Genomic DNA, 12,408 nt, shown 5'->3' on the forward strand with positions numbered 1-12,408 from the left:
CACCCGATCGTACTCTCTGACCGTTACCAGTCAGGACGACTGTGTTTGTCTCAGTTGCTTACGCAGCTGATAAAACATAATCTACGTCACGGATACGTGATTCCGCAGCTGTTAGGTTTTCGGAAGAAGTTCCGAGGTTGTTGATTGTGTGCTCTAGACGGTTTTGCTTAGCTCCCATTTGAGCTCTTTCAGATGAAACATTATCAATAGCACCTTGGATTTGATCGATAGCTGCTGTTGAAGTGGCAGCAGTTGAAATATCTACTGTAGCAACCCCTATTGCTGCAGCTTGCATATCAGCAAAAGTGACATCAAGAGTTTGGTCAGTGTTTGCACCAATTTGGAATGTAAATACTCCAGCAGTACCACCAGTAGTATCTAATAACTTTTGAGTGTTGAATTCAGTCTGAGTCGCAATACGGTCAATTTCTAAGATTAAATCATCCATCTCTAATTGCAACTGCCCACGGTCTTCAGCAGTATTTGTATCGTTACCTGCTTGTACTGCGAGTTCACGCATACGTTGAAGAATATCATGTGTTTCGTTCAAAGCGCCTTCAGCAGTCTGAATCATTGAAATAGCATCTTGCGAGTTTTTTGAAGCCATATCCAAACCACGAATCTGGCCACGCATTTTTTCAGAGATTGCAAGACCTGCTGCGTCATCTCCTGCACGGTTAATTTTAAGACCAGAAGATAATTTCTCCAAGTTTTTAGAAGCTGCTGTGTTGTTTGAACCTAATTGACGGTGCGTGTTAAGTGCTGCGATATTGTGATTGATAATCATTATAATTTCCTCCTTGAGTGTTTGTTGGGTTCACTTCCATGTGCCCCGATTTTTTGGGCGGTTGATGGATCCGGCCGGTCTCTATCTCCCGCTTACACTACTAATATCGGATGGGGGGATGGAGTGTTTAGTGTTTAATAGAATTTATTTTAAATTGTATTAAAATGTGTACGCAGTGTGGCGCTTGGCTGGTGGGTTGAAATACCGCGATGTCTGATCCCGCTAGGCACCCTGGCGATAGGAGGTGCTTAGGATTGGTCTTTTTTAAGGAGCTGAGTGAAGATGTTTGCGTCCAGGGTGATGGATTCGGTATTGGTATCTGTTATGGACTGAACAAGCTCGCCTCTTAAGATATCTACTGATTTTGGCGCTTCAATACCGATCCGCACGGTGTCGCCTTTAATTTCAAGTATGCGGATTTCGATGTTGTCTGCGATATGGATTGTGTCGTTTGATTTACGGGATAGGACAAGCATGTTAATTACCTCCTTTGCCAATCGGGTGTCTAACTTCGAAACGATTATCGTTGATGATCATTTGCTTTACTTTTTTATTGTGCAACTGAAAAATTAACGGCGCCTGCAAATTTATTGTTGACTGTTCGAATGGTTGTTTCATGGACAGGATGCCGAGTACCATGACGTCTTTGGGCTTGGTGATTTCAAGTAAGCCGATTGTTGATTCGTCTATTTCGAATGAATAGTTTTCGGTTAGTGTGTATGGATTCGCGACAATAAAGGCTGTGTTGGCTTGTTTTGTTGATTGGAGTACTTGAAATGCATTATTGCCTTCGATTGGCAGTAAGGCGAATTCGGTTTCTTCTTCGAATCCCGGGAGGCCTTTTGGGAAGGACCATGTTTCTGCTGGTTCAATTTCTATCGTTCCGTGGAATTTTGTTTCAATTTGCATGGTTGATCGCTCCTTTGATATAAAAATGCTATTCTACGTCTTACTAGTAGAATAGCATTGAATGAAGGTGGAAGTCTAAATTTGAGAAAGAGCAAGCAGGCTGGTTTTAGATTTTCCAATCTATATCGATTGAATTATACTGCTCCATGACACCCGTCACTTTTCCTTGTGTGTAATTGTGAATGGGTTTGTTGATTTGGACATCTATATTGGCTTTTTGCGGTGTTACGTTAATGTTAAGTGATCCCTCACTGAAACTCATTTGTAGTTTTGTACGATCGCCTACAAATCGAACATTCATATCAACTTGCGGCCGATCAGTGTTTTGTTTAACCACATCTGCAATACTGGCACCGTTTTCAATTTTCATGAGTTGCTGGCCTTCCGAGGCACGACGGCCAACACCTTCTTGGACTTTTTGCAGGCCGTATTGCGCATTTTCAGCTCCGCGTCTTAAAGGGCTTTTCAAATCGATATCGGCACGGTTTTCTGTTGTGTCAAGTGATAGTTGTGAACGTGTCGTTGACATTTCCAAGATGGCCGCCGGTTGCTCTATGTTCAGTGATGCTTTTGGTTGTTCGAGTTCTTGAATTGTTTTATCGATTTGCAGGCCTAATTTTGCTGGTGTTGTTTGTATTTGTAGTTGCGGTATATTCATTCTTCTCACCTTCTAAAACGGGTCCCAGGTACGTGCGCAATTCGTTTAATTTACGAATTGCATTTCATATCAGGCACCCTGAGTGTATTGTTTATCGTAAGAAGTCAACGAGTGACGGTTGGATAATACGTGCTCCGACTGAAAGAGCGGCACGGTGAATTGATTCGGATGTGATTAGTTCCGTAATGACAACTTCATAATCAATATCTTCATTTTCAGAGCGTTGCTTCTTTGCAGCCCCTTCCTGCATTTCTAGACGATTATGCATGAGTTCAGATCGATTTGAACGAGCACCAATGTCTGCACGATTTGTTAGGACAATATCCATATTCCGATCAATTATAGAAATTGCACCGCTAAAATCAAAACCTTCACCTTCTGTTTTGATTCTTTCAAACAAAACATCTATTTCTTCAAACATTTTTCTGGCATCTGTATTGACTCTTAAATTAACTCCGTCAAATACTTCTATCTCGACATTTTTTCCAAATGCAGCATCAGTTTCATAACTAGTGCCATTAAATAATGGTTTATCTGTCATCGTACCACTGAAAATGTATTTGTCTCCAACTTTCGTATTGGCCAAGTCTTGAAGCTGTTTTTGCATCTGCTCTAATTCAATTTTGATTTTATCTCGGTCTCCCGGCGTCATTGCACCACTGTTTGCAGCATTAGTCGCAAGCTCTTTCGCACGATGTAGCACTTGTCCGACGCCATCTAACGCATCATCAGAACTATCCAACCAGTTATTGACCTCTCCTAAGTTCTTTTGATATTGCCCTACCTTGTCAACTGTCATACCGTAGCCAAGGCTTTTCATGACCACAACTGGGTCATCAGAGGGACGGTTGACTTTTTTCCCTGTGTTCAACTGTTCTTGCAGTACACCCATTTTGTTATAACTGCTCGATAAATTCCGTAGCATATTATTAGATAACATTGATTGTGTTACACGCATATTAGTGAGTCCTCCTTATTATCTGCCGACGATGCCCATGCCGTTGATGATTTTATCGAGTGTTTCGTCCATAACCGTTACCATTCGTGCTGATGCGTTGTATGCCTGCTGGAAACGAATCATATCTGTCATTTCTTCATCCAGTGAAACTGAACTGATGGAGTCACGTCGGTTGGACACAGCACCGAGTAGCGTCAAAGAATTTTTAGTCATTTTTACTGCTTGCTGTCCTTCTACACCAAGCTCTCCAATTACGCCCGAATAATATGATTGGATAGTTGTATCATCTATATCACCAATTTTGATCTTATTAAATTGAAACTTCGAAAGTTCTAATGCAATTATTCCGTTCCCTGCTTCTCCAGCTGCATCAGATGCATTAAATTTATTTGGATCTTTTTGAATCTCACCTGCCACCTCGATAGTTGAGGCACTGTTACCTTGGAAAAAATCATTAACTTTGGTACCAGAAAGTGGTTCGCCTTTTGCATGAATTTTGTTGAACTCCGTTACAAACGCCTTGGCCATATCATCCAGTTTCTTCAACATATCAGGATAGAGCCCCTTCACGCCACCATTGCCGTCTGGATAACCAAATGATTCTACGAGGGATCTTAATTTCCCGGATTCTTGCATATTTTCAACCTTCAAAGGTCCGCCAGCAGCGTTTCCATTTCCTGCAAAAGTAAAGGATTCCATTTTATCAGGACTTGCGGGTTTTCCTTCACCATCTCCACCTACTACCGACATTTTGGCATAATCCTTACCTTCAATGACAGTGATTTCACCATTCTTTGTTTTAATCTTCACTGTTAGGGTACCTTCTGCTATAGCAAGTGCTTTACCACCAGTGGGAACATGCTTAACTTCAATTGGCAGGTAAGTTGACAATTCATCTACTAACGCGTCTCTGGCATCGTATAGATCGTTCGGCAAATAGCCATTGGGTTCAACTTCGGCAATTTGTTTATTCAGCCCTGCAATCTGGTCCATTATGGAGTTGATGTCTTTTACAGAGACACCGATTTCCTGCCCAATATTATCTTGAATTTCTTTTAATGACTTATCGATATACTTGAATGAGTCGGCAACCGCCACTCCGCGCTCTACAACCACTGCACGTGCACCGCCGTTATCCGGGTTTCCCGCAAGTACCTGCAATGCCTGCCAAAATTCACTAAGAGAACCCTGCAGTCCATACTTAGAAGGCTCCGCCAGCACATCTTCCATCTGTGAAATATTTTTCGTCCGGTTTTCCCAATAACCAAGCTGATTGGATTCGTTGCGATACTGCTTATCCACAAACCCATCCCGTATCCGCTGAATAGACCCAGCCTCCACACCAGTCCCTAAAAACCCCGGCATCGTCCCAGCATTAATCCCTACCCCTGGAAACCCAGAAGTAGCCTGCATATTAACCCGCTGCCTAGAATACCCCAGCGTATTGGCATTACTAATATTATGTCCTGTCGTATAAAGAGCGGATTGTTGTGTGTACAATCCGCGTTTGCTTGTTTCTAGTCCCATAAATGTTGAGCGCATGTTGTGTCCTCCTTAAGCTTGGGAGTCGAATGAGGAAAGCTTTTGTTTGGCTTCCTGTGACTGCCCTTGTACTTCGTTTTTCGAATAGTTGACGGATTCCGGACGCGGACGGATCATGTCCAGCGATAGATTCACGAATTGAAGCGATTGGTAGGTCATTTGTTGGTTGAGTTCGTTCTGTTGTTTCAACGCATGAATCGCATGCAGGAGACGGTCCTTCGCCTCTGCCAACGGTTGTTTGTCCGGTTCGTCCGCTAGTTCGATCAGTTGCGTCATCGTCGGTTCAGCAGGGACTGGACTTCCTTGTTCAGTCAGGTACTGCTTGACGGCGTTTACGCGGTTCTGGTCCATTTGCACAATGGCAGCAAGATGCGCCTGCTCATCTTTCAACAGCTGATCAATTCCGTCGATGTCCCCGCTTTTCAGCAGCGCGGTCTTGTCGTTGGACAGACGAAGCAGGCTTATATGCAGTTGTTCGAGATTATTGAGCATTGTCAAGATTGGTTCAATGGACATGTTTATTCCTACTTTCTGTTACAACTTATTGAAATAAGACAGCATGCTGGAAGCGAGTTTATTCGCATCGACTTGGTAGTCGCCTGACTGTACTTGTGATTTCAGTTCCTGAACACGCTGCTGGCGTGCTGTTTCAATCGGTGAAGCAGCGGACAGTTTTTTCGCTTCAGATGAAATCTCCAGCTTATCCGTTTTTATTTCGTTCGTTTGTTTCGCTTGATTGACTTTCATTTGCTGATTGCGGTATGGATTAACCGACTGTGTGTTTTGAATCCCATCTAGTTTCATAGGTCTCGCTCCTTTCGTTTTGATACTCTTTTTAGGTACTATACTTTATTTCGGCAGATTTCCGATTATATTTAGAGGCTTTTGGACGAAAAAACGAGCAGTACGAACTGCTCGCCTATTTTTATTGTTTTCGATCTCTTTGTGCGTGGTAAGTTCTTTGGTCTTGTTCATTCATCGCATCGCGTAATTCCTGCGCTGCTTCAATCGTGTTCAAATCCTTTTTAATTTCATCCGTACATTTCACACAAAGCTTGCCGCTGGCTGTCAGCGCACCACATTTATCACATGGATAACCGAGATTTGGGAATAAAGCCGGCTGCAGTCTGCCTTTTCGTACCCAGCGGTGTAGCAAGTCTTCCGTTACACCCGTAGCTTCCACAATACGTTCTATGTTCGCTGCACGGTTTTCCCGTTTACGCAGAAAACGATAAACCTCTTCATACATCTTCTCTTCATTCATCGAACATTTTCCGCACACTTCTCTAATCCCTGTATAATTAAAAAACTCTCCGCAAGTCGGACAATGTCTTAGTTCCGCCATTTCTGATCACTTCTTTCCTGTAGGTCTGAATAACGTCACAGCTTCCACATGTTTCGCTCCTGCGAGTTTCAGAGTTCTTGCCGCGTGCTGTAACGTCGTGCCGGTCGTGAAGATATCATCGACGAGCACATAAATTGCTTCATTACTAGGTATATCGGCTGTCACTGTGAATAATTCAGTCATTGCCAGACGTTCTGCACGGGATTTTTCACCCATGACCGATTCGGTTGTTTTCTGCAGCAGATTTTCATATGTAATACCTGCTGCATCCAATAATGCATCCACTTGCGCGAAGGTACGCTTTCGTTTGTTTGACGCATGCATTGGAATTGGCACGATCCTCTTTTTCGAATCATTCAGTACCTTGCGCAAGTCATCCGTAAACACTTCAGCAAGCGCCACATCCTGTAGAAATTTAAACTTGTGCAGATACTCTCTCGCCTGTTCATTATATGCATACAGCGAATAAACAGAATCCAGCCATTGCGTTTCTATTTTGTTGTCGATTCTTTCAAATTTATTAAAACAGGGTAAGCAGACCACCGTAGTTTTGGCAATACCGAGCAACTGTTGCCAGGTTGGCTGATCTTCGAGCGGTTTGTCGCACAGCAGACAGCTGTTCATAACGGCACCTTCGTATGATTTAGCTTGCGTATTTCACGCTTCGCTTCGTCCATTGCCGACGTAATCCCTTGATGGAACAAAACAAAATCACCTGACGTATGCGGTACAGATCGCCCGACTCTGCCGCCTATCTGAATGAGCGCACCTTTATTGTAGATTGTCTGCTCAGCTCCTACAACCGCTACCTGTACATTCGGAATCGTAATCCCGCGCTCCAAGATAGTTGTTGTCAACAGCCCAGGAATTTCTTTCTTCCTTAATAACTGCACCCGCTCTTTACGGTCATCATGCTCAGCATGAACCGCGCAAATCCGCTCGTCCAACTGTTGAAACAGCGGCTCCGCCAATTCCATCAATTCAATCTGATGAAAGAAGATGAGAAACGGCTGCTGTTTATCCAGACAGGCTTTCGTCCAGTCCAACAGTTTCTTTGGAATACGCTTCTTTTTCAGCTGTTTCTCGTAATTCCATAACGCTTCATTTCTCGGTTCAGGCAGAGGCTGTCCATGATAGCGCCTGGCTAGAAGTGAGATATTGCCTAGCTTTTTATTCGCCGCCAGCAGTTGTGCAGACGGGGTTGCCGTAACAAAATGAATTGGCGCTCCTGGCTTCACTGCTTTCTTCACTGCCTGCTGCAATGTCGCTTCTGCTGTAAAAGGAAATGCATCTGCTTCATCGACGAATACCGCATCAAACGCTTCGTGAAATCGGTACAGCTGATGAGTCGTTGCGAGAATGAGCTGTGCATCAAAACGCTCGACTTCTGCCCCGCCATATAATGCTTCCGTAACCGTATCTGGAAAAGCAACCTGTAGCCGCGGTAACAGTTCCAAAATCACATCGACTCTAGGCGCAGCTAAACAAACACGCTTGCCTTCCTTCAATAAATAATGAATCGGCTGAAAGAGCATTTCTGTTTTTCCTGAACCGCACACTGCATACAATAAATGCGAAACACCCTGCTTTGTACTTTCCAACAATTCATCGGTCGCTTTCTGCTGAGCAGGCGTCAGATTCCCTTGCCAGTTCATTCGATGCTCCCTTGGAAACACTTGCTCTTCGCCAGTCCAGATCACTAATTCCGAGCAGCAAGAGACCCGTCCCATATTTAAACAATGTCGGCAGTACGCGCACGCCGCTCCACATTGCGCACATTGAAACACTGTGAATTTCGCTTGATTTTCATTATGACAACGATTGCATGTATAGTGTTTGCCGTGCCAAGTCGTTTTCGTTGTAACACCTGTAATTAGCTGTATTGAACCTTGCTCTATCGCTTCATCAATTGCCTCTTGCGGAAACGGCAATAGTTGGTGCAGCCATATACGGCCCGCTAGAAATTGCCGGATTTCCTCATTGTCGGCCATGCGGTTCCTCCTTAGGTTCCGCGCCGTTTCACCCAGCCGAGTCCCATCGCGCCTTCACCGAGATGTGTGCCGATGACCGGACCAAAGTGGCTGACCGTGAAATCGACGTTCGGATGTTTTTTCTCTAACAGTTCTTTCCATTCGACTGCTTCTTCATAACGATTTGCGTGGATGACTGCCGCGTCTAACAGCTGATCTTTCGCGTCTTCCGCGAGCAAATCTGCAATACGTTTCATTGCTTTCTTGGTCGTGCGGATTTTTTCAAACGGCACGATGACTTTGTCTTCAAAATGCAGAATCGGTTTTACTTGTAATAGTCCGCCCACAATCGCCTGTACTCCGGAAAGCCTTCCGCCACGCTGCAGATGAGACAGGTCGTCCACCATGAAGTAAGCTCTGAGCGTCTTTTTCATTTCATGAAGCTCTTCGATAATCGCATGAGGATCTGCGCCTTCATTCGCCAGTTGTGCTGCACGAACCGCGTAGAAACCTTGCGGGTATGCGGAAACTTCTGAATCAAACGGTAATACTTCTATATTATTTATCATCTCACCGGCCTGTAACGCACCCATATAAGTTCCACTGATGCCGCTTGATAGATGAATTGAGATAACCGCATCATAGTCTTTTGAAAGCTTCTCATATAACGCTTCAAAATCGCCGATTGCCGGCTGCGAAGTCTTCGGCAGCGGACCTTTCCCGCGAACCATTTCATAGAATGCATCGGTCGTTAAATCGATGTCTTCTTTAAACTCTTTTCCTTCAATTGTCACCAATAAGGGGATGGTGTGAATATTCAATTCTGCCTTTATATCATCCGGCACATAGGCCGTGCTGTCTGTCACAATCGCTGTTTTCAACATGATCAACTCCTGTCACCTATTCTACCTGAATTCGGCACTTTTGGCATCTGTGAATAATAATTATACAACCCCTCCCTCTCATGCTATCTTGTAAATAGACGAATTATTTTGAAAGGAGTTTTAATTATGCAGGAGATTCAGTACAAGCAAAGAAATTCAGTCGCTTATGTAACGCTTAACCGGCCGGAAGCAATGAACGCATTTAACTATAATTTGCTGATGGAACTCGGGCTAGTGGTGGAAGGAATCCGCATCGATCCCGAAATTCGCGCGGTAGTTTTTACAGGAAGCGGCAACCGGGCATTCAGCGTGGGAGCTGATTTGAAAGAACGCAAGCTATTGACGGAAGCGCAAGTACGCCGGAATCTGAATAAAATTGGCGATGTCTTTACGATGATCGATCAGCTACCTCAGCCAACGATTGCGGTCATTAACGGATTTGCGTTTGGTGGAGGCATGGAACTGGCATTGGCGTGTGATTTTAGAATTGCTGCCAATGAAGCCGTGATGGGCCTTACAGAGACGGGGCTTGCGATTATACCGGGAGCCGGCGGGACGCAGCGGCTGCCTCGGTTGATTGGCGAAGCAAAAGCGTTGGAGTTAATTCTGACTGCAAGACGATTAACTGCAGAAGAAGCATTGGATTATGGATTGCTGACACAGCGTGCGCCTGCTGATTTATTGGATGAAGTAGCAGATGCTTTTGTCGATTCATTGCTTGTCAACGGTCCCATCGCGCTGCAGCAGGCGAAATTCGCGATTAAACAGGGAATGAACGCTGACTTGCAGACAGGGCTGGCGATTGAGCGGAAGGCGTATGAAATGACGTTGCCTACTGAGGATCGGATTGAAGCGCTGAATGCGTTTGCGGAGAAGCGCAAGCCGAAGTTTAAGGGGCGGTAGGAGGTTGCAGATTTGCTGTATGAGCGCGGGCAGCGTCGGTATGATCGAGTTCGGAAGCGTTATGAGCGCGTGCGAAGATGGTATGAGCGGTGGGGATGATCGTATGATCACGCGGCCAGAGTCTATGAGCGCGAATCGGCATTCTATGATCATTCAGCATGAAATTCAACGCAAAAAAGCCGCCCGGCACTACTGCCGGACGGCTTCTCCTTCATCAAAACGAATCCGAATATCGACGATTCCGCTGGTTATGCCTGGCTTCGCTCCAGGCATTCGCGAGCTGATCCACCTGCCTACGAATTTCCGGCAGCAGTTCGTATTGTTTATGTAATTGCACGGTTACTAGACTTTGATTGATGACTACATAATTAAGCAGCAATCGTTTCCCCTCTTCACTCCGATGATCAACGACACCCATCAGTTCGAACAGCACATACTGCAGCTTTTTCAACGGCTCCGACACAGCGGGATTCGCCACACGCTCGGTTTCTGCCTGCGTATCTGCAAGCAAATTGCCCATTTCATTCAGCAGCTGGACGATGGCGTCGATGGTTGGCATCGTGGTGCTTGCGGTATTCTGATACACTTCTATCGCACGTTTTACGTACATGCGGCTCACTCCAAATGTTTTTCTTTTATTATCGGACGTTTCAGTTGATTTTGAAGAAATCAGACCGATATAAAGCGTGATGTAATAATAGAAAAAGCTAAAGTGGGTGAAGGGATGCGAATACACAGCTCAGAAAATATCGCGTTTTCAACGAATCGTGCGCAAAGGAATGCGACGGACATTGAAAAGACATTGTTGAAGCTCGGCAGTGGTTCGAAAGTGGCGAAAGGAAGTCAAAATGCTTCCGGTCTCGCGATTTCCGAAACGATGCGCGCGCAAATCCGGGGACTTTCTCAGGCTCAGCGCAATATGCAGGACGGACTTTCCGTACTTGAGTCTTCCAATGAAGGATTGAATAACGTCAATCATTTATTGCAGCGCGCGCGTGAAATGGCAGTTGCTGCGGCGAACGGCACATTGACTGATGATGACCGGAAAGCCAGCAGTCTGGAACTTGAGCAGATCAAGGAAGCCATTAACGACACAGCGGGCAAACTCGAGTTTAATACGAAGAAAATCCTCGGCGAAGACAAGGCCTTAATTTTACAGGTTGGTGCGAATCCAGGACAGCAGATGACAATCGGCAATATCAACGTCAGCACAACAAAGCTCGGTCTTGACGGCGCTTCAATTGCGACACAACAGGATGCAGAAAATCTGATTTCGACAATCGACAAAGCGATCGGCACGATTACCGGTCATTTGACGAAAGTCGGTTCGGAGATGGAAGGTATTGAACATCATCTGACGAATGCGTTAGTGTTTGAAGGTAACTTGACGAAGTCTCTTTCATTGCTCGCAGATACTGATATGGCGGAGGAAATGATGAATTTCGTCCAGCAAGATATCCGACAAAAAGGTGATCAGCTGTTGATTAAGACAGTGAACAGTAACTTGCAGGAAGTTATCTCTTTATTAAAGTAAGCATGAAAAAACCTTCAGAAGATTAGTCTTCTGAAGGTTTTTTCATGTTATCGCAACGCGGGTTCGCTCCCACGATCCCGGCAGCCCAGGCGACTTTTGTCATAATAGCCGTAGCGCCTTGCCGGTCGGCTTGGTGCACGGCTCGTATGTAGGCGCTGTTTGCTTCGTCGACGATGTATTGGGCAGGCAATTTGTTGAGTGTCATCGCCAGCACGTCGCTCATACAGTGATCGCATGTGCACGGCATATTGAGATGCTCTTTGTACTCTTTCAGCACTTCCTGAACCACAATCTCCATCACGTTTTGAACTTTCATGTTCTCAAACCCCTTAGCAGACTTCCCCCGTCACCTGCTAGGGAAGTTAATGTGACGCTGGAATTTCACTTATGCGGACATAGAATTTTAGACAAGGTATTGCAAGCTATGCCGTTGATTTCCGTTCCAGGCGGACGCTTTCCGCGGGCATGGCTTGAGCCTCCTCGTCCGCTTCGCTACCTGCGGGGTCTCAAGGCTCATGCTCATAACGCTTCGCTTTTACTCGCAAAAGTAATTGCTTTTCCCGCAGGAAGAGCCGTAACAAAGAACGGCTTTTGCGAGCATAAGCGCAGCGTTGGGAGCACTTATTTACTTTCCGCCGCCTTGCACTACAATCAACTAGTATGGTTTTTAAAACTAGTAAAGGTTAAGAGAATCCAATTACATAGTAATAAACCATCTCAAATCCTCAAAGCTAAAAACTTTCCTGAACACAACTTTAAAAGTTGGCAGTGCAAAAAAAGCACTGTCAATATGTACTGCAGTTCTAATTAAAGTGTAAAAATTAAAACAAAGTACACGCGCTGAATTTAACTAAGAATGAATGATAACTTCAGCTTACTTGTAGGGATTGGAGCGTCGGGGGTCGACTCCTGCGGGAT

17 protein-coding genes are annotated in these 12,408 nt (G+C 45.0%); 3 read left to right on the plus strand and 14 right to left on the minus strand.

What is annotated here, in order from left to right:
- Positions 1–58: 58 nt before the first annotated feature.
- The 12 genes from Q1J64_RS10310 to Q1J64_RS10365 form a co-directional block, all read right to left on the minus strand.
- Complete coding sequence (locus Q1J64_RS10310) at positions 59–787, minus strand: flagellin N-terminal helical domain-containing protein (protein ID WP_301108977.1); 729 nt, start codon at positions 785–787, stop codon at positions 59–61.
- Positions 788–1,035: 248 nt separating this feature from the next.
- The gene (csrA, locus tag Q1J64_RS10315; protein ID WP_301108978.1) at positions 1,036–1,263 is read right to left on the minus strand and encodes a carbon storage regulator CsrA; all 228 of its coding nucleotides are present in this window, start codon (positions 1,261–1,263) and stop codon (positions 1,036–1,038) included.
- A 1-nt stretch (position 1,264) separates the two neighbouring features.
- Positions 1,265–1,696, minus strand: a complete 432-nt coding sequence (gene fliW, locus Q1J64_RS10320) for a flagellar assembly protein FliW (protein WP_301108979.1) — start codon at positions 1,694–1,696, stop codon at positions 1,265–1,267.
- A 106-nt stretch (positions 1,697–1,802) separates the two neighbouring features.
- The gene (locus tag Q1J64_RS10325; RefSeq protein ID WP_301108980.1) at positions 1,803–2,354 is read right to left on the minus strand and encodes a DUF6470 family protein; all 552 of its coding nucleotides are present in this window, start codon (positions 2,352–2,354) and stop codon (positions 1,803–1,805) included.
- Between the two features lie 91 nt (positions 2,355–2,445).
- Positions 2,446–3,312 carry a flagellar hook-associated protein FlgL gene (flgL, locus tag Q1J64_RS10330; RefSeq protein ID WP_301108981.1) on the minus strand — a complete coding sequence of 289 codons (867 nt, stop codon included), beginning with the start codon at positions 3,310–3,312 and terminating at the stop codon, positions 2,446–2,448.
- Between the two features lie 18 nt (positions 3,313–3,330).
- Positions 3,331–4,854 carry a flagellar hook-associated protein FlgK gene (gene flgK, locus Q1J64_RS10335; RefSeq protein WP_301108982.1) on the minus strand — a complete coding sequence of 508 codons (1,524 nt, stop codon included), beginning with the start codon at positions 4,852–4,854 and terminating at the stop codon, positions 3,331–3,333.
- A gap of 12 nt (positions 4,855–4,866) precedes the next feature.
- Positions 4,867–5,370 carry a flagellar protein FlgN gene (locus Q1J64_RS10340; RefSeq protein ID WP_301108983.1) on the minus strand — a complete coding sequence of 168 codons (504 nt, stop codon included), beginning with the start codon at positions 5,368–5,370 and terminating at the stop codon, positions 4,867–4,869.
- An 18-nt stretch (positions 5,371–5,388) separates the two neighbouring features.
- Positions 5,389–5,658, minus strand: coding sequence for a flagellar biosynthesis anti-sigma factor FlgM (gene flgM / locus Q1J64_RS10345; RefSeq protein ID WP_301108984.1), 270 nt, complete (start codon positions 5,656–5,658; stop codon positions 5,389–5,391).
- A gap of 121 nt (positions 5,659–5,779) precedes the next feature.
- Complete coding sequence (locus Q1J64_RS10350) at positions 5,780–6,199, minus strand: TIGR03826 family flagellar region protein (RefSeq protein WP_301108985.1); 420 nt, start codon at positions 6,197–6,199, stop codon at positions 5,780–5,782.
- Positions 6,200–6,205: 6 nt separating this feature from the next.
- Positions 6,206–6,823 (minus strand): ComF family protein, encoded by a 618-nt coding sequence (locus Q1J64_RS10355; RefSeq protein WP_301108986.1) that lies wholly within the window; start codon positions 6,821–6,823, stop codon positions 6,206–6,208.
- On the minus strand, positions 6,820–8,190 hold the full coding sequence (locus Q1J64_RS10360) for an ATP-dependent helicase ComFA (RefSeq protein ID WP_301108987.1): 1,371 nt from the start codon (positions 8,188–8,190) through the stop codon (positions 6,820–6,822). Before Q1J64_RS10360 ends, Q1J64_RS10355 begins: the two co-directional genes overlap by 4 nt.
- 11 nt (positions 8,191–8,201) lie before the next feature.
- Positions 8,202–9,050 carry a DegV family protein gene (locus tag Q1J64_RS10365; protein ID WP_301109057.1) on the minus strand — a complete coding sequence of 283 codons (849 nt, stop codon included), beginning with the start codon at positions 9,048–9,050 and terminating at the stop codon, positions 8,202–8,204.
- A gap of 129 nt (positions 9,051–9,179) precedes the next feature.
- Here Q1J64_RS10365 and Q1J64_RS10370 point away from each other — a divergent pair, with 129 nt between their 5' ends.
- On the plus strand, positions 9,180–9,956 hold the full coding sequence (locus Q1J64_RS10370) for an enoyl-CoA hydratase-related protein (protein WP_301108988.1): 777 nt from the start codon (positions 9,180–9,182) through the stop codon (positions 9,954–9,956).
- Between the two features lie 214 nt (positions 9,957–10,170).
- On the opposite strand, the gene Q1J64_RS10375 is transcribed toward Q1J64_RS10370, so the two are convergent.
- Positions 10,171–10,566, minus strand: coding sequence for a flagellar protein FliS (locus tag Q1J64_RS10375; protein ID WP_301108989.1), 396 nt, complete (start codon positions 10,564–10,566; stop codon positions 10,171–10,173).
- A gap of 114 nt (positions 10,567–10,680) precedes the next feature.
- Between Q1J64_RS10375 and Q1J64_RS10380 the strand changes: the two genes are divergently transcribed.
- The gene (locus Q1J64_RS10380; RefSeq protein ID WP_301108990.1) at positions 10,681–11,490 is read left to right on the plus strand and encodes a flagellin; all 810 of its coding nucleotides are present in this window, start codon (positions 10,681–10,683) and stop codon (positions 11,488–11,490) included.
- 22 nt (positions 11,491–11,512) lie between these two features.
- Here the strand turns inward: Q1J64_RS10380 and Q1J64_RS10385 are convergent, their stop codons facing one another.
- A complete protein-coding gene (locus Q1J64_RS10385) occupies positions 11,513–11,806 on the minus strand; it encodes a late competence development ComFB family protein (protein ID WP_301108991.1) in 294 nt (97 codons plus the stop codon).
- A gap of 51 nt (positions 11,807–11,857) precedes the next feature.
- Here Q1J64_RS10385 and Q1J64_RS10390 point away from each other — a divergent pair, with 51 nt between their 5' ends.
- A complete protein-coding gene (locus tag Q1J64_RS10390; protein ID WP_301108992.1) occupies positions 11,858–12,301 on the plus strand; it encodes a hypothetical protein in 444 nt (147 codons plus the stop codon).
- Positions 12,302–12,408: the final 107 nt, after the last annotated feature.

The sequence above is a fragment of the Sporosarcina sp. genome (genome assembly GCF_029257255.1).
Lineage (GTDB): Bacteria > Bacillota > Bacilli > Bacillales_A > Planococcaceae > Sporosarcina.

Excerpts from the sequence above, each read along its gene's own strand:
- Q1J64_RS10310 (WP_301108977.1), bottom strand. The coding sequence starts at position 787 with ATGATTATCAATCACAATATCGCAGCACTTAACACGCACCGTCAATTA.
- csrA (WP_301108978.1), bottom strand. The coding sequence starts at position 1,263 with ATGCTTGTCCTATCCCGTAAATCAAACGACACAATCCATATCGCAGAC.
- fliW (WP_301108979.1), bottom strand. The coding sequence starts at position 1,696 with ATGCAAATTGAAACAAAATTCCACGGAACGATAGAAATTGAACCAGCA.
- Q1J64_RS10325 (WP_301108980.1), bottom strand. The coding sequence starts at position 2,354 with ATGAATATACCGCAACTACAAATACAAACAACACCAGCAAAATTAGGC.
- flgL (WP_301108981.1), bottom strand. The coding sequence starts at position 3,312 with ATGCGTGTAACACAATCAATGTTATCTAATAATATGCTACGGAATTTA.
- flgK (WP_301108982.1), bottom strand. The coding sequence starts at position 4,854 with ATGCGCTCAACATTTATGGGACTAGAAACAAGCAAACGCGGATTGTAC.
- Q1J64_RS10340 (WP_301108983.1), bottom strand. The coding sequence starts at position 5,370 with ATGTCCATTGAACCAATCTTGACAATGCTCAATAATCTCGAACAACTG.
- flgM (WP_301108984.1), bottom strand. The coding sequence starts at position 5,658 with ATGAAACTAGATGGGATTCAAAACACACAGTCGGTTAATCCATACCGC.
- Q1J64_RS10350 (WP_301108985.1), bottom strand. The coding sequence starts at position 6,199 with ATGGCGGAACTAAGACATTGTCCGACTTGCGGAGAGTTTTTTAATTAT.
- Q1J64_RS10355 (WP_301108986.1), bottom strand. The coding sequence starts at position 6,823 with ATGAACAGCTGTCTGCTGTGCGACAAACCGCTCGAAGATCAGCCAACC.
- Q1J64_RS10360 (WP_301108987.1), bottom strand. The coding sequence starts at position 8,190 with ATGGCCGACAATGAGGAAATCCGGCAATTTCTAGCGGGCCGTATATGG.
- Q1J64_RS10370 (WP_301108988.1), top strand. The coding sequence starts at position 9,180 with ATGCAGGAGATTCAGTACAAGCAAAGAAATTCAGTCGCTTATGTAACG.
- Q1J64_RS10375 (WP_301108989.1), bottom strand. The coding sequence starts at position 10,566 with ATGTACGTAAAACGTGCGATAGAAGTGTATCAGAATACCGCAAGCACC.
- Q1J64_RS10380 (WP_301108990.1), top strand. The coding sequence starts at position 10,681 with ATGCGAATACACAGCTCAGAAAATATCGCGTTTTCAACGAATCGTGCG.
- Q1J64_RS10385 (WP_301108991.1), bottom strand. The coding sequence starts at position 11,806 with ATGAAAGTTCAAAACGTGATGGAGATTGTGGTTCAGGAAGTGCTGAAA.